The sequence below is a fragment of the Halovibrio variabilis genome, from assembly GCF_007991175.1.
GTDB classification, from domain to species: Bacteria; Pseudomonadota; Gammaproteobacteria; order Pseudomonadales; family Halomonadaceae; genus Vreelandella; species Vreelandella variabilis.
In genome coordinates this window covers 113,707-129,206 of record NZ_BJXV01000003.1, presented here as the reverse complement: position 1 = coordinate 129,206, position 15,500 = coordinate 113,707, and the positions used below count along the sequence as shown (strand labels likewise).

The following is a 15,500-nucleotide window of genomic DNA, read 5'->3' as shown; positions in this document are numbered from 1 at the left end:
TTTAGCTCGCGACCATTTAATTGAAATAGGCAAAAAAACGCCGCCCATCTGATCAACAGAAGGACGGCGCATTCTTTATCACTCGCTATTTACAACGTACGACTCACCAACCACACGGTTACTCTTTAACCACAATCACCGCTTTAACGTTGACGAACTCGAGCATGCCAAAACCGCCGTGCTCGCGGCCATAGCCGGAGTTTTTAACGCCGCCAAAGGGCATTTCCGGGGTAGCGATACCATAGCCATTAATATTGACCATACCAGTGTCAAAATATTTGATGGCTAGTTCAGTGGCGCGCTTAACATCCTTAGAAATGATGCCGCCGCCCAGGCCATAACGGCTGTCGTTAGCAATACGCATGGCGTCTTCGTCATCCTTGGCACGAATCAGCGCCGCTACCGGGCCAAACAGCTCGTCATCGTAAGCGGGCTGACCGGGGGTGACGTTATCCAGCACGGTGACCGGGTAGAAAGCGCCTTTGCCGGCTGGTTTTTCGCCGCCGCAGAGGATTTTTGCGCCTTTACGCACGCTCTCTTCCACTTGCTCATGGAGACCATCGCGCAGGTCAACGCGCGCCATGGGGCCCAGGTCGCTATCTTCCTTGGTCGGGTCGCCGACTTGCAACGACTGCATGCGAGCGACGTAGCGCTCTTTGAACGCCTCGTAGTTTTTCTCAGTCACTACAAAGCGTTTGGCGGCCACGCAGGTTTGGCCGGCGTTATACACACGGCCTGCTACGCAGGTATCGACAGCCACGTCTAAGTCAGCGTCATTGAGCACTAGGTATGCATCGTTGGAACCCAGTTCAAGCACTGTCTTTTTCAGATTCTCAGCGGCTTTAGCGGCCACTTTGCGGCCCGCACCGTCGCTGCCGGTCAGGGTGACGCCGCGAACTGCCGAGTGAGCGATCACTTCGTCAGAAACGTCATGAGAGATGACCAGCGCGCGGAAAACGTTCTCCGGAAGTCCTGCTTCGCGGTAGATCTTTTCCAGCAGCAGGCCGCTGCCGGTGACGTTTTCAGCGTGCTTAAGCAGGACGCCGTTACCCGCCATAATATTGGCGACTGAGTAGCGTACTACCTGATAAGCAGGGAAGTTCCACGGCTGAATGCCGTAGATCACACCCATGGGCGAATAGCTAATAATGCCACGTTCGCCATTACCGGGCTGGCGCTCTTCAGCGGCTAGCTTGGTGGGCCCATGTTCGGCGGTGTAATCACAGATCGCCGTACATAGATCAACTTCCTGACGGCCTTGCTCCGGTAGTTTGCCCATCTCCTTAACCATCAGGTCGACAAGCTCTTCCTTGCGGTCCTGTAGGGCTTGGCCAATCGCCTTAACCGCTTTAGCGCGGTTTTCCAGCGATACAAGGCGCCAGTCTAGAAACGCTTCGTAGCAGGCATCTACTACCTGTTTAGCTTCTGCGCTATCCATTAACGCGTAGGTTTCGAGGGCCTCGCCATCGGTGGGATTAATCGTCGTGATGCTGTTGCTCATAAGATCTCCTATCTATAGATCAACGTGTTGGTCAAAACGTCCAGTTCCTGGACGTATAGACGACCGGTCTATTTGAACCGTACTGGCACTCTAGTACAAAAAGTACGGCTTTGCATAATGGAAATGTCAATCATCCGGCAATTGCTTAGCCGAAGAGTTCCATCACCAATGTCTAAAATGGGTGTTACTCCTCAAAGGTCGGTCCACCGGCTTCTTCGCCCCACACTTCTTCCAGGCGATCATCGCGGCCACAGCTGAAGCGGTAGAACTTATAGCGTACGGGGTTCTTTTGGTAATAGTTCTGGTGGTACTCCTCAGCCGGCCAGAAGGTGGTCGCCGGGACTATCTGGGTAGCAATATCCTGGTCGAAGCGCGCTTCCATTTCGGCTTTCGACGCTTCAGCAAGCTCACGCTGCTGCTCGTCGTGATAGAAGATCGCCGAGCGGTATTGGTCACCCACATCGCAAAACTGGCGGTCTACCGCGAAAGGGTCGATATTGCGCCAGAAGATGTCTAGCAACTGCTGGTAATTAATTTGCTCTGAATCGTACTCAACCTGAACGACTTCCGCGTGGCCTGTGCCGCCTTGCGAAATCTCTTCGTAGGACGGGTCCTCTAGCTCACCGCCGATATAGCCAGCAATGGTGGCACTGACCCCAGGCTGTTTGTCGTAAGGCGGCTCCATGCACCAAAAGCAGCCCCCGGCAAAGGTTGCCTTGGCGTTTGTTTGCGCCTGTAGCGGGGTGCTACTCAGTAGGCCAGCAGCCGTTGCAATGATGCCTAGCGTTAAAGGGCTAACGCGGGGTAGGGCGCTGAAACGGGTAAAATGTGCCATTAAGCTAATCTCCTGAGAACATGGCAAGCAGGCCGCTGGTGGTTTAAAACGGTACCTAGCCATTAATAAGTCTATCGGTAGGTGTATGAGTCTATCAGTGGCGATGGGTTCAGCTTTTTGACGGACCGGTGTGGCAAGTTTGTGGTGCCCACGGCAGCGTCAGTAACCGCGGAGACGTAGCACATGATTCAGCAGCATTCACAACAAGTACAAAAACAGCCAGCGTCACCCGCTCGCTTGGAATTTGACTATATCGTGGTAGGGGCAGGCACCGCTGGGTGCCTGTTGGCCAATCGACTCAGTGCCAACCCCAATCATAAGGTGCTGTTAATAGAGGCGGGCGGCCGCGATAACTACCACTGGATCCATATTCCGGTGGGCTATCTCTACTGCATTAATAACCCGCGCACTGATTGGCTGTTTCGCACCGAGCCTGATAAAGGGCTTAACGGGCGCTCGCTGATTTACCCCCGCGGCAAAACCCTGGGCGGCTGCTCCAGCATCAACGGGATGATTTATATGCGTGGCCAAGCACGGGACTATGACCACTGGGCAGAAGTGACCGGCGACGACGCCTGGCGTTGGGAGAACTGCCTGCCCGACTTCACCAAACACGAAGACCATTACCGCTTGGATGAGGGTGGCGATGCAGACGCAAAGCATCGGGATTTTCACGGTCACGGTGGCGAATGGCGAATCGAAAAGCAGCGCCTCAAGTGGCAGGTGTTGGATGACTTTGCCGAGGCTGCGGTGCAGGCGGGCATACCGCGAAGCGACGATTTTAATCGTGGCTCAAACGAAGGTGTGGCTTATTTTGAGGTCAATCAACGCTCGGGCTGGCGTTGGAATACCGCCAAGGCGTTTTTGCGTCCCGCATTAAAACGCGGCAACTTAACGCTATGGCACTCCACCCAGGTCAATCGGCTGCTTTTTGAGGAGCAGGCAGGCACACCGCGCTGCGCGGGGGTGGAGCTAGAGCGCGGGGGGAAAGTCCAGCGTGCTGTGTTGAACAAGGAGAGAGGCAATGCAGAAGTAGTGCTGTGCACTGGGGCGATCGGCACGCCGCACTTGTTGCAACTTTCCGGTGTTGGGCCGGGTGAGGTGCTGCGCGAACACGGCGTTGAGGTCGTCCACGACCTGCCCGGCGTGGGCGAAAACCTGCAGGATCATCTGCAGATTCGTTCGGTGTATAAAATCACCAATGGCAAAACCCTCAATGCCATGACCAGCACGCTTTGGGGTAAAGCGGGAATAGCAATGGAGTACCTGCTTAAACGCTCGGGGCCGATGAGTATGGCGCCTTCGCAGTTGGGTGCTTTTACCCGCAGTACGCCCGACCAGCCGCACCCCAATATTGAGTACCACGTGCAGCCGCTAAGCCTGGAAGCCTTCGGCCAGCCGCTGCATCCGTACCCGGCGATTACCGCCAGCGTGTGCAATTTGAACCCCACCAGCCGAGGCACGGTTCGGCTGAAAAGCAGCGATCCACGCCAAGCGCCGGCGATTTCACCCAATTATTTAAGTACCCCCGAAGACCGCAAGGTGGCGGCAGATTCACTGCGTGTGACACGGCGCATCGCCGAGCAGCCGGCGTTTGCGAAGTACACGCCGGAAGAGGTAAAGCCAGGCCTTGAGTACCAGAGCGACGACGAGCTGGCGCGGCTGGCTGGTGATATCGGCACGACGATTTTTCACCCTGTTGGCACCGCGCGCATGGGTAGCGAAGACGATGAAATGGCCGTGGTTGATCCGCGACTTCGCGTGCGCGGCATTAGCGGGCTGCGGGTGGCCGATGCCAGTGTGATGCCGACGATTACCAGTGGTAATACTAACTCGCCCACCCTGATGATTGCGGAGAAGGCCGCGAGCTGGATACTGGCTGAAGGCAGTCAGGCGTCGGATAGCGCCTAGGCGCAAGCGCTGTTAGTCGGCGTTTTATGGGGGTGTTGACGTGAAGGGGTCGTTAAGCGCAAAATATGCCCAGTTGGTTAGCAAGTCGCACGTTGTCAGCAGTATAGAAGCGCCTCTAGCGTTAAATCTGGTGAAAGTCTCTTGTTTTACCCACTGCAATTCGGGTATTACCCGGTTTTAATTAGCAATATCGAGGATTTCGATCATGGCAACTGGCACAGTTAAGTGGTTTAACGACACTAAAGGTTTCGGCTTTATTTCTCCTGACGACAATGGCGACGATCTGTTCGCGCATTTCTCTGAAATTCAAGCTGAAGGCTTCAAATCTCTGCAAGACGGCCAGAAGGTTTCCTTCGACGTCACCCAGGGCAAAAAAGGCCTTCAGGCTTCTAACATCAAAGTAGAAAGTTAATTCTTTTACTTGTTTGTTAGTAACAGTTGTTAATAACAGTCGTTAGTAATAGCTGTTAGCAGTCAACGCTAAGCGTTGATTGACTCAAAACCCCGCCAAGTGCGGGGTTTTTGCATTTATACGGATCAGGCTTGGATTGGATACTCGCCTCACACCCGCATATTCCTTTTCGATCTTTAAGTGTTTCTAAAAATAACTTTTTAGAATATATAAATGGCATCACAATAGCGCCTGATTGTTGATTAGGGATGCAGTAGTGATGTCGCTGGATGCTTGGATAGCAGTGGGCGTGGTACTGACCATTTTCCCGCTGATGGCGTTTTCACGCCTGGGCCCGGATATTATTTTGCTGGGGGCGGTGATAGGCCTGATGACGCTGGGCGTGATTGACCCACAGCAGGCGCTGGGCGGGTTCTCCAATAGCGGCCTGTTTACCGTGGCGTTTATGTACGTGCTGGTGGCGAGCATTCGTGAAACGGGCGGTATCGATCTTATTATCCGCTACGTGCTGAGACGCCCCGGTAGTGAAAGAGGCGCGCTGGTGCGCCTGCTATTGCCGGTGGCGGCACTCAGCGCGTTTGTCAATAATACCCCCGTGGTGGCCACCTATATTCCTGCGGTGATGAGCTGGAGCCGACGGCTACGCTTATCTCCCCAGCGGCTGCTGATGCCGCTTAGTTTCGCCTCTATCCTTGGCGGCACCATTACCCTGTTTGGTACCAGCACTAACTTGGTCGTTCATGGCCTACTGCTGGAGCGCTACCCAGCGCTGGGTATGGGGCTGTTGGATTTGGCCTGGGTCGGGGTTCCCGTCGCAATCCTGGGGCTTGTTTATCTCATCGTGTTGGGGCCGCGCCTGTTGCCTGCCCATGAAGGGGTCGCCAATGCGTTTGCCAACCCCCGTGAGTTCACCATCGAAATGGAGGTTGATCCCGCTGGCGTACTGGTCGATCGTAGCGTTGAAGAGGCTGGGCTGCGCCACTTACAGGCGCTATTTTTGGTTGAGATCGAGCGTGCAGGCAATGTGGTCAGCGTGGTCGGGCCCGGCGAAAAACTCAAAGGGGGCGACCGGCTGGTGTTCGCCGGCACGTCTGATGCAGCGGTGGAGTTGCAGCAAATTCGCGGTTTGATTCCTTCCCAAGACGATACCCCCAGCCTGGAAAAAGCGTTTAAAGAGCGCCGCCTTGTCGAGGCAGTGGTGTCTAGCCAGTGCCAGTTTATTGGCCAGCGTATTCGCGATGGCCACTTTAGAACGCTTTACGGCGCGGCGGTATTGGCGATCTGCCGGGGTGGCGAGCGGGTTAAAGGCAACCTTGGTCAGGTGCGCCTGCAGTCTGCTGATGTGCTGTTACTTGAAGCGCGGCCGCCGTTTATCGAGCGCCATCGTCAGTCGCGGGACTTTCTGCTGATTAGCGAGCTCAATGGCGCGGCGCGGCCAGTGCATGAAAAAGCCCCGCTGGCGTGGGGCATTCTGTTGGGGGCCGTGCTGCTTGCCGCATTGGGGGTGATCAGTCTGCTTAACGCTGCCATGCTGGGGGCTGCGTTGGCGCTGCTCAGCGGTTGCTGTTCGGTGGGCGCTGCTAAGCGGGGCTTGGATACGCAAGTGTTACTCACCATTGCCGCCTCATTTGGCGTAGGCGCGGCGCTGCAAAGCTCCGGCGCGGCTGAGGTCATTGGCGGAGGGTTGCTAACGTTAGTGGCGGGTAATCCGCTGCTGCTACTCATAGGTACTTACGTTGTCGTCGCACTGCTCACGGAGCTAGTGACTAATAACGCGGCGGCGGTGATTGTTTTCCCGGTGGTAATGAGCGCCGCAGAAAGCTTGGGCGTGAGCCCAATGCCTTATGTAGTGGCCGTGATGTTTGCCGCCTCAGCCAGCTTTTTAACCCCGATAGGCTACCAAACCAACCTGATGGTGTATGGCCCGGGTGGCTATAAGGTCAGCGATTTTCTGCGCTTGGGGTGCGGTTTGAATGTGCTAACCGGTGCCATAGCGCTGGTGTTGATACCGCTAGTGTGGCCATTTTAAGCGCTCAATCACTCGCGGTTAACGCAGGATTGCGCTAGGGTGGCGCTTTTCAGATAAGGAACTGGATTCCATGACTGCTCCTGGCGAACTGATTATTGAGCCCAAAGATGGTCAACCCGCCGATGCCTGCGTGTTTATATTGCATGGCCTGGGTGCTGACGGGCACGATTTTGAACCGCTGGTGCCTGCGTTAGCGCTGCCCAAAGATTCGCACGTGCGTTTTATCATGCCCCATTCGCAGCGTCTGCCCGTGACGATTAACGGCGGCATGGTGATGCCCGCTTGGTACGATATTCTTGCCATGGATTTGGGGCGCCGGGTCGATGAGCGCCAGCTCAAGCAATCCGCCGAGCGTATTCATACCCTGATTCAAGAGCAGATTGATCAAGGCATCGACAGTCAGCGGATCATTGTCGCGGGCTTTTCCCAAGGGGGCGCGGTTGCCTACCACGCCGCGCTGACATTCCCCGCGCCGCTGGGCGGTTTGTTGGCAATGTCGACCTACTTTGCCACCGCCGATAATATCGATCTGGCTGACGCCAACCGGCAGATTCCTATCGAGGTGCAGCACGGCAACTTTGACCCGATTGTGCCGGAAAGCTTGGGACGCAGCGGCGCGGATCGCTTAAAAGCCATGGGCTACGCGGTCAACTATCGCCAGTACCCCATGGCCCACGCGCTATGTCCTCAGCAGGTAAACGATATTGGTAAGTGGTTGAGCGCTCGCTTAGCCTAAAAGCCGCGTCGACAAGGGGAGGAAAGGCGGGCACAGTAAATCCCTATTCGTGCCCGATGCAAGGACGTAGCGAAAACGAATGATAGCTTCCTTTGATGCTCTAGAAATATTGCTGGCGCTCGGCTTAACCGTCACGGCGCTGGCTTGCCTCTTTGATCGCCACCTAGTGCGCGCTTGCTGCTTCTTTGTGGCATTTGCCCTCGCCATGACATTGGCCTGGTGGCAGTTAGGCGCGCCCTGGTTAGCCGCCGTTGAACTGTTGCTGGGAGCGGTGCTCACCGGGCTGTGCTTTTTTTATGCCCTGGGCCGATTTTTCCCCGGCGTTTCTTCCTCTCTAGAGCGCGACAGCTTTAACGAGCCTTGGTCGCGGTCGTTCGCGCGCCTGCTACTGGCGCTGGCTTGGTTTGTGATGGTCGGCGCGGCGATTCGCTATGTGATTACTGACATGGTGTATTCGCCCGACGAGCAGCCGCTGCTGCTGGCGGGGGTTATGATCACTGCCAGCGCGCTAGGCGCCTTTGCGTTACACCGTCATTTACTACGCCGCTTGCTGGCCTTCAATATTCTTGGCTCCGGGGTGTTTATGCTCTTGGCTGGCGTGGCGGGCACCTCGGCGTCTGCCCAGGCGCTGATTACCGTTGGTTTGTGCATTGCATGGCTGGGATCAATGCTAGGCGCCTTGCTGATTCGGCAGCTGTTGCATTTGGAAGGCGTCGATGCCTTGGGGCGTGATGGCAACCCCAAGGAGAACGCTACATGATCTGGCGTTTTGGGCTGTTTGAGAGCACCTTTGCGCCGCTTGTTAGTACGCATTGGGCGCTGTGCATCGCGCTGGGTTTTCCGTTTCTAATGGGCTTGCTGGCGGCGCTTTTTCCGCCTAAACGGATGTGGCCCGTAGCGCTGGCCTGTCTGCCGGTATTGGCATCTGGGTGGGTATTGTTATCTGCTTATGACCAGGCGGGGCTGCTGCGTTGGCAGTGGGACGTGGCGGGCGTCAGCCTGTCGCTGCGTTTAAATGGGCTCAGTGTTCTGTTGCTACTAACCACCCAGTGGATTGGCGTTGCCGCCGCGCTCTATACCCCAGGCTCGTTGCGTTTAAGCGAGCCACAACCGCTGTCGCGCTGGCTGTGGCCGTTGATGGGCGTGCTACTTAGCGCGCTGTCATTAATCTGGCTAGCCAGCGATTTGCTTACGCTTTACGTGGCGCTGGAACTGATGGGGCTGTCAGCGGTGGGTATGCTGTTGCTATCGGGAAAAGTCGCGGCGCTGCTGGCAGGCATGCGCTATTTGCTGCTGGCACTGGTGGGGTCGCTGGCTTATCTGTTGGGGGTGGCGCTGATCTTGGGGCACTGGGGGCGGCTGGACCTGCAGGGGCTGGCGGCAGTGGTTGAGCCTGGGCCAGTGGCGTGGATTGCCGCTGCACTGATAGGCGCCGGACTGGCTTTAAAAGCTGCGCTGTTCCCCATGCACGGGTGGTTGTCGCCGGTACATGGCAATGCCTGGACCCCGGTTAGCGCGCTGCATGCCGCGCTGGTCATCAAGGCGTCGCTGTTTATGCTGCTGCAGCTGTGGAGCATTCTGCTGCCCGATACTTTTTACGCCCCGCGGGTCATAGCCTTGCTGGGCATGCTGGCGATTGTGTGGGGCGGGCTATTGGCGTGGCGCACCGATTCATTGAAAACCTTGGTAGCATCCTCAACGGTGGCTCAGTTGGGTTATCTGATGGTGGTCTTTCCGCTGCTGCTGGGGCCTGATATTGCACCGCTACCCCGCGCCTTGGCCTGGGAGGGCTTTTGGCTGCAGTTGATCGGTCATGCCTTTGCCAAAGCGGCGATGTTTATGGCCGCCGGTAACTTAATACTCGCGACCGGGGAGAGCACGCTCAAAGGCTTGGCGGGTACCAGCCGTCGTCTGCCGCTTTCGCTGTTAATATTTGGCGTTGCCTCCGTGACGCTGATGGGCTTGCCGCCTAGCTCCGGCTTTACTGCCAAGTGGTTGCTACTAGAGGCGATGCTGATTTCCCAGCAGTGGTGGGCGGTGGCGGCGCTGTTAACCGGTACGCTGCTGACCGCGGCCTATGTGTTTCGTATGTTTCGCTACTCGTTTGACGATTCGGCGCCGCGCCATCATTACCAACCGCTGGCGCCAGGCATGGATTTGATTGCGCTGTCTCTCGCCTTAACAGCATTTGGACTGGGCTTATTGGCTCACTTTACCTTAGCGCTAATGCGCGGAGGTGGCGTATGAATGCCGCGTGGTTGCCGGTCACCACCTTAATTACCTCGCTGCTGGTGGTTGTTATCATCTTTTCGCTACCCGAAGAGGCGCGGCGGCTGCGCACCACCGTTAACTTGCTGGCGGCGGTGATTAAAATCATTCTTGTCATGCTGATGGTGGGGCGAGTGTCCGCCGGTCGCGAAGACATTTTTAGCTTTCAAGTCGTGGGTGGCGTTGATTTCGTACTGCGGGCCGACGCGCTAGGCGTGATGTTTGCCGGGCTATCGTCGCTGCTCTGGCTATGCACCACGATTTATGCGATTGGTTACCTGGAAGGCTCGGCCAATCGGAAACGGTTTTTCGGCTTCTTCAGCCTATGTGTCACCAGCACAATAGGCATTGCGTTGGCCGACAATCTATTTACCTTTCTGATTTTCTACGAAATGTTGACGCTTTCCACGTACCCCCTGGTGGTACATTCAGGGACTCAGAAGGCGCTTGACGCGGGCCGTGTCTATTTGCGCTATACGTTAAGCGCCGGCGTGGTGCTGCTGTTAGGCGCCGTGTTGCTGCACTACCTGACCGGCGACCAATCCTTCTCATCCGAGGAGGGTTTGAGTGATTATCTTAACGATCACCGCGGCCTGTTAACGCTGATATTTGCCCTGCTAGTCGGTGGGCTGGCGGTCAAGGCGGCCATGGTGCCACTCCACGGTTGGCTGCCCCGCGCGATGGTGGCGCCCGCGCCGGTGAGTGCGCTGCTGCATGCGGTGGCCGTGGTGAAGGCCGGCGCCTTTGGTATCTTACGGGTGGTGTATGATTTATTTGGTCTTCAACTAAGCATTGAGTTAGGCGTCATCTCGGTACTGGCCGTGGCGGCGTCTATTACGATTATTTATGGCTCGCTGCGTGCCCTCGCACAAGAGGAGCTAAAGCCCCGATTAGCGTTTTCTACCGTCAGCCAAGTCTCTTACATCATTCTGGGTATCGGCCTGTTTGGTCCTTTTGGCACCATTGGCGCACTGGCGCATTTGCTCCATCAAGGCTTAATGAAGGTGACGCTGTTCTTCTGTGCGGGCAACTACGCCGAGGAGTTAGGCATTCACCGCATCGATGAAATGGACGGTGCAGGTAAGCGTATGCCGCTGACCAGCATCGCCTTTACCGTCGGCGCCTTGGGTATGATTGGGCTGCCACCGGTAGCGGGGTTTATCACAAAATGGTACCTGGGGATCGGTGCTATTCGCGCTGAGATGTATTGGGTGGTGGTCGTGCTCATCGCCAGCAGTACGCTCAACGCGATGTATTTTCTGCCTATCGTCCACCGCCTCTGGTTCCGTTTAGGGCCCGCGCATGGACAAGGTCAGTGGCCCAAAGAGCAGCGTTTAGGTCGTTTGGAAACCCACGGCTGGCTACTTTGGCCCATGGTATTTACCGCTCTGGCGAGCCTTGGCGCGGGGCTATTGGCGGGTATGCCGTTTAGCCCGCTGGACTGGGCGACCCGCGTCGCCACGGGGGAGTACCTGCCATGATGACGCTGTTGTTGGCACTGTCACTGCTGTGGCCGCTAGCGGTTGCCGGGGTAGTGATATGGCAGACCTACCGCACCCCAAGCGCACGGCGCGACTATTGTTCAGTGCTTTGGCTAAGCGCCGCTTGGCCAGCGCTGTTGCTGGCCTACGGCGGTGAGGCCCAGTGGACCATTGATGCCTGGATGCTGGGTGGTGAATGGGAACTAAACGCGCTAAGCCGCCCTTGGCTGGCGTTTACTGCCCTGTTGTGGAGTGTGGCGGCCTTACACGCCAGGGGCTACTTCGCGACGGAGCAGGCACAAGCCCAGGCCGGTGACCAAGCTGCCCAGCGGCGTTTGATGCGTTTAGCGCTGCTCTGGCCGTTGACCCTGTTGGGCAATGTGCTGCTAATTATTGCCCAGGATATTGCTAGCTTCTATTTAGGTTTTGCGCTGATGACCTTCGCTGCCTACGCCCTGGTGGTGCATAGCGGTACACAGGAGGCACGGCTGGGGGCCAAGGCCTATTTGATATTAGCCGTGGTGGGGGAAGGGCTAATTCTAGGCGGCTTTCTATGGGCAGCTGGCGAGGCTAACACGCTAACGCTGCAGGGCGTGCGTGAGGGCATCCTGACGGCCGAGCACGGCGCTTGGATGGCCACACTGCTGTGGCTGGGCTTGGGCGTGAAGGCGGGCGTGATTGGTCTGCACGTATGGCTACCCCTGGCGCACCCGGCGGCGCCTGCCCCTGCTAGCGCGGTGCTTAGCGGGGCGATGATTAAGGCGGGCCTGCTGGGGTGGATAAGCGTATTGCCGTTAGGCGAAGAAGGTATTTCAGCGTCACTGGCCCAGTTGGGTCAGGTGATGCTGGTGGCCGGGTTGGCGGCGGCCTTTGGCGCCGCGCTGTATGGCGTGTTCCAGCGTCATCCCAAGGCGATATTGGCCTACTCAAGTATCAGTCAGATGGGCATGCTGACGGCGCTGGTGGCGATGGGCTTGGTCGCGCCCGCGGTGTGGCCGCTGCTGTGGCCAGGGGTGGTGCTGTTTGCTGCCCACCATGCGCTGGCCAAAGGCTCGCTGTTTATGGGCACCAGTATTAGCGAGCATCTACCCCGCTGGCCGCGGGCATTAATCTGGCCGCTGTTGGCACTGCCGGGTATTTCCCTCGCCGGCGCTATTGGCGCGGGGATGGTCGCTAAATGGAGCGTGAAAAGCCCGCTCTACGAGATGCATCATGAGTCGTTGATTAAGCTGCTCAGCTGGGCGGCCGTGGGCACAGCAGCGTTGGTTGGCGTTGCCGTTTGGCGCCAGTGGCAGCAGCGCCATCAAGGGGGCAGTAATCCCTGGCAGTGGGGCGCTTGGCTGACGGGTATCGTCGCAGCGCTGGCAACGCCGCTGTGGCTTCCACTGCCTGCAGACAGTGTCGCGATGCCGCCATTGAAAGAGTGGCTAGGGATTATGTGGCCGCTCCCGGCGGGCGTTGTGATCGTTACCGTCGGCGGGGCGTTACTGCGCTACGTCAACGTTAAGGCGCCCCCGGCGGGCGATCTTTGGTGGCTCTATGCCGGGGTTACCAGCGCTGTGTTGGTGCCGATGCGTCTTATAGCACGCGGCTGTGGCAGGGTGAAAGCGGCTAGCGTGCTAACATCAAAGCAAGCGGAAGAGGCGTTAATGGGCTATTTGCCCCGCCTGTTGGCTGCCGAGTACTGGATGCGCCACCATGCCAGTGGTTTGATGATGGTGCTTGCCTTGCTGCTTGCAGCGTTACTTATGTGGGAAGGCCAACGATGAGTCGACTGTCAGGAAAGCATGATGCGTAAAATCGCTCGCGGTCGCCACGCCGAAGTGCCTGGCGACATACCCAAACATGGCTGGCACGATATTGCCTGGCGTGTGGTGCGCGCTGCCCGGCGTGACCGGCTTACCATGCTGGCCGCAGGCGTGGCTTTCTATGCCTTACTGGCGCTGTTTCCGACCATCGCGGCGGTGATTTCACTGTGGGGACTACTCTTTGATCCTTCTGAAGCAGGCCAGCAGCTATATGAAATTAGTCGCTTTATGCCGCCGGATGCCGCCAAACTGATTGACCAGCAGGCGCAACAGGTGGTTGAGAGCGCGGAGTCGGGAAGCTTTATGGGGGCTTTAGCCGGGCTGCTGATTGCGATGTTTATTGCCTCAAAGGGCGTTGCGGTGTTGGTGATTGGTCTCAACGTAGTGAATGGCGAAAGCGAAAAGCGCAGCGTCATTCATCGCGGGGCAGTGCTGGTGGCGCTGACCTTTGGTTTGATTATTATGACGCTGATCTCGCTTGCCTTTATCGCCGTTGTGCCGGTGGTGGTCGACACCCTAATGATTGAACCGCCGTTAGACAAAATCCTACAGTGGCTGCGTTGGCCAGCGTTATTGATCCTGATGAGCATGCTTATCGCCTTGCTTTATCGCTTCGCGCCTTATCGGCGTTCGGCGCAGTGGCGGTGGTTAAGCTATGGCACGCTATTAGCGACGCTAATGTGGTTGTTAGGCTCCGGCGGGCTGTCACTGTATGTGCGCCACTTCTCAGCGTTTAGCGAGCTCTATGGGTCATTGGGTGCGGTGGTCGCGCTGATGCTATGGTTTTGGCTGTCGGCGTTTGTCGTACTGTTTGGCGCCGAAGTGAACAGCGAAATGGAACGCCAAACCTACAACGATACCACGGTGGGTGACCCTCGGCCCCTTGGCGAGCGGGAAGCGTTTGCAGCGGACACCGTCGGCAGCCCTCAGCCGTGGCGTGGGTCAGATAGTGAATAACACCGCCCACCGCAGGCAACGGTGGGCGGTGTGGTGTTTGGGTTATAGCAGCTCTTCCGCGGCCAGCGCCAAGCGCGAACGCTCAACACTTTTCAGAGTGATATGACCCGCGTGGGGCCAGTCGCGAAAGCGTTCAACCACGGCGGCCATGCCGCAGGTATTGGCGGTGAGGTAAGCGGTATCGATCTGCCCAACGTTGCCCAAACAGACAATCTTGGTATTACGTCCCGCCCGGGTAACCAGTGATTTAAGCTGTTTGGGGGTGAAGTTTTGTGCCTCATCAATGATTAAGAAGGTATCGTTCAAGGTGCGACCGCGCATGAAACTTGGCGCGCGTATCTGCACCCGCGAGCCAATTAGTTGCCGCGTAGCGCCGTTATCCCAGCTGGAATCGCCTTCCTCATTGCGCAACAGGTTGTCCATATTGTCGTGGAAGGCGCCCATCCACGGTGACATCTTCTCCTCTTCGGTGCCGGGCAAAAAGCCGATATCTTCGCCCATGGGGATCGGTGCGCGGGTAAATACAATGCGTTCAAACAGCTTGGCATCCAGCGTTTGTTGAAAGGCGGCGGCCAGGGTCATAAAGGTTTTGCCGGTGCCGGCGTTGCCTGCAATAGTGACCAGGTCAATCTCGGCGTCCATCAGCAAGTTGAGGGTGAAGTTTTGCCGACTGTCGTGGGCGTGAACCCCCCAAACCCCGGCATGGTGGCGGTAGTTAGTGAGTAGCTGAAGGCGGGCCGAAGTGGGGCCCAGTTCGCGAATAATCGCTTCAAACTCTGCACCGTTTTCGCTATCCGACACCAGCATGCCCACGTGCCAGTGGCGTGGCATGGTACCGTTGAGCTGGTAGAAAGTGTGGTGATCCAGACGCTCCACGCTGACATCAACGTTAAGGCCTTCCCATAGTGCCGCCCCATGTTGGCCTGCGCTAGCGTAGACCTGTGCGCCCTCAATCATGGCATCGCTATCGGAGAAGGCGCGATCGTTAAGGTAATCCTCAACCGGTACTTTCAGCGCGGCGGCTTTAACGCGCAGGTTGATATCTTTGGTGACCAGAATGACCGAGGCATCGGGGCGTTCTTCGCGCAGGCGGCAGGTTTCCGCCAAGATGCGGTTGTCAGGGCTATCGTCGAGGGCGTCGAAGAGTTTTAAATCGTTATAGCATAGAAAATGTAGGCGTCCTGATTCGCCGCTGATACGAGGGATAGGGATACCGCGCTGTATTTCATCAAAGGTGACTTGGCTCGTTAGGTCGGAAAGCGTACGGCTGATTTGACGGGCCGTGCGGGCGATTTCACGAATACCGTTTTTATGCTTATCCAGCTCCTCTAGAACAGTCATGGGGATTACCACGCCGTGTTCATCAAAATGGTAGAGCGCAGCGGGGTCATGAATGAGGACATTAGTGTCCAGCACGTACAGCCTAGTGGCTTTCTTATCGAGTCGTACCATCGGTGGAATCACTCCTTGGTTGACGGCAACTTCGACACTGGCAGGTGCGTATTACGCCCAGATGACACTTGCCTGTGTCTTTCACTTGGCGTGTCCTGGCGTCTCCTTTT

General features: G+C 57.1%; 12 protein-coding genes. 9 read left to right on the top strand and 3 right to left on the bottom strand.

What is annotated here, in order from left to right; genetic code table 11:
* Positions 1-118 precede the first annotated feature (118 nt).
* Together HVA01_RS04465 and msrA are read right to left on the bottom strand one after the other, a co-directional pair.
* Positions 119-1,501, bottom strand: a complete 1,383-nt coding sequence (locus HVA01_RS04465; RefSeq protein ID WP_146873332.1) for an NAD-dependent succinate-semialdehyde dehydrogenase — start codon at positions 1,499-1,501, stop codon at positions 119-121.
* Positions 1,502-1,685: 184 nt separating this feature from the next.
* Complete coding sequence (gene msrA, locus HVA01_RS04460; RefSeq protein ID WP_146873329.1) at positions 1,686-2,336, bottom strand: peptide-methionine (S)-S-oxide reductase MsrA; 651 nt, start codon at positions 2,334-2,336, stop codon at positions 1,686-1,688.
* Positions 2,337-2,519: 183 nt separating this feature from the next.
* On the opposite strand from msrA, the gene HVA01_RS04455 reads away from it, so the two are divergent.
* The 9 genes from HVA01_RS04455 to HVA01_RS04415 all read left to right on the top strand — a co-directional run bounded on the left by HVA01_RS04455 (position 2,520) and on the right by HVA01_RS04415 (position 13,938).
* Entirely contained in the window at positions 2,520-4,247 is a 1,728-nt protein-coding gene (locus HVA01_RS04455) for a GMC family oxidoreductase (RefSeq protein WP_146873327.1), read from the top strand.
* A 205-nt stretch (positions 4,248-4,452) separates the two neighbouring features.
* Entirely contained in the window at positions 4,453-4,659 is a 207-nt protein-coding gene (locus HVA01_RS04450; protein WP_146873326.1) for a cold-shock protein, read from the top strand.
* A 259-nt stretch (positions 4,660-4,918) separates the two neighbouring features.
* Positions 4,919-6,688: an SLC13 family permease gene (locus HVA01_RS04445; RefSeq protein WP_146873324.1), complete on the top strand. Its 1,770-nt coding sequence runs from the start codon at positions 4,919-4,921 to the stop codon at positions 6,686-6,688.
* Between the two features lie 70 nt (positions 6,689-6,758).
* Positions 6,759-7,424, top strand: a complete 666-nt coding sequence (locus tag HVA01_RS04440; protein WP_146873323.1) for an alpha/beta hydrolase — start codon at positions 6,759-6,761, stop codon at positions 7,422-7,424.
* A 79-nt stretch (positions 7,425-7,503) separates the two neighbouring features.
* Positions 7,504-8,184: a hydrogenase subunit MbhD domain-containing protein gene (locus tag HVA01_RS04435; RefSeq protein WP_146873322.1), complete on the top strand. Its 681-nt coding sequence runs from the start codon at positions 7,504-7,506 to the stop codon at positions 8,182-8,184.
* Complete coding sequence (locus HVA01_RS04430) at positions 8,181-9,671, top strand: complex I subunit 5 family protein (protein WP_146873321.1); 1,491 nt, start codon at positions 8,181-8,183, stop codon at positions 9,669-9,671. Before HVA01_RS04435 ends, HVA01_RS04430 begins: the two co-directional genes overlap by 4 nt.
* Positions 9,668-11,173 (top strand): complex I subunit 5 family protein, encoded by a 1,506-nt coding sequence (locus HVA01_RS04425; RefSeq protein WP_146873320.1) that lies wholly within the window; start codon positions 9,668-9,670, stop codon positions 11,171-11,173. Before HVA01_RS04430 ends, HVA01_RS04425 begins: the two co-directional genes overlap by 4 nt.
* Positions 11,170-12,942 (top strand): proton-conducting transporter transmembrane domain-containing protein, encoded by a 1,773-nt coding sequence (locus tag HVA01_RS04420; RefSeq protein ID WP_146873319.1) that lies wholly within the window; start codon positions 11,170-11,172, stop codon positions 12,940-12,942. The genes HVA01_RS04425 and HVA01_RS04420 overlap by 4 nt, the downstream gene beginning before the upstream one ends.
* A gap of 21 nt (positions 12,943-12,963) precedes the next feature.
* A complete protein-coding gene (locus HVA01_RS04415) occupies positions 12,964-13,938 on the top strand; it encodes a YihY/virulence factor BrkB family protein (RefSeq protein ID WP_146873318.1) in 975 nt (324 codons plus the stop codon).
* A gap of 42 nt (positions 13,939-13,980) precedes the next feature.
* On the opposite strand, the gene HVA01_RS04410 is transcribed toward HVA01_RS04415, so the two are convergent.
* A complete protein-coding gene (locus HVA01_RS04410) occupies positions 13,981-15,390 on the bottom strand; it encodes a PhoH family protein (protein WP_146873317.1) in 1,410 nt (469 codons plus the stop codon).
* Positions 15,391-15,500 lie beyond the last annotated feature (110 nt).

Coding starts and splice junctions, on each gene's coding strand:
- HVA01_RS04430 (WP_146873321.1), top strand. CDS start 8,181: ATGATCTGGCGTTTTGGGCTGTTTGAGAGCACCTTTGCGCCGCTTGTT.
- HVA01_RS04440 (WP_146873323.1), top strand. CDS start 6,759: ATGACTGCTCCTGGCGAACTGATTATTGAGCCCAAAGATGGTCAACCC.
- HVA01_RS04410 (WP_146873317.1), bottom strand. CDS start 15,390: ATGGTACGACTCGATAAGAAAGCCACTAGGCTGTACGTGCTGGACACT.
- HVA01_RS04450 (WP_146873326.1), top strand. CDS start 4,453: ATGGCAACTGGCACAGTTAAGTGGTTTAACGACACTAAAGGTTTCGGC.
- HVA01_RS04415 (WP_146873318.1), top strand. CDS start 12,964: ATGCGTAAAATCGCTCGCGGTCGCCACGCCGAAGTGCCTGGCGACATA.
- HVA01_RS04465 (WP_146873332.1), bottom strand. CDS start 1,501: ATGAGCAACAGCATCACGACGATTAATCCCACCGATGGCGAGGCCCTC.
- HVA01_RS04420 (WP_146873319.1), top strand. CDS start 11,170: ATGATGACGCTGTTGTTGGCACTGTCACTGCTGTGGCCGCTAGCGGTT.
- HVA01_RS04455 (WP_146873327.1), top strand. CDS start 2,520: ATGATTCAGCAGCATTCACAACAAGTACAAAAACAGCCAGCGTCACCC.
- HVA01_RS04435 (WP_146873322.1), top strand. CDS start 7,504: ATGATAGCTTCCTTTGATGCTCTAGAAATATTGCTGGCGCTCGGCTTA.
- msrA (WP_146873329.1), bottom strand. CDS start 2,336: ATGGCACATTTTACCCGTTTCAGCGCCCTACCCCGCGTTAGCCCTTTA.
- HVA01_RS04425 (WP_146873320.1), top strand. CDS start 9,668: ATGAATGCCGCGTGGTTGCCGGTCACCACCTTAATTACCTCGCTGCTG.
- HVA01_RS04445 (WP_146873324.1), top strand. CDS start 4,919: ATGTCGCTGGATGCTTGGATAGCAGTGGGCGTGGTACTGACCATTTTC.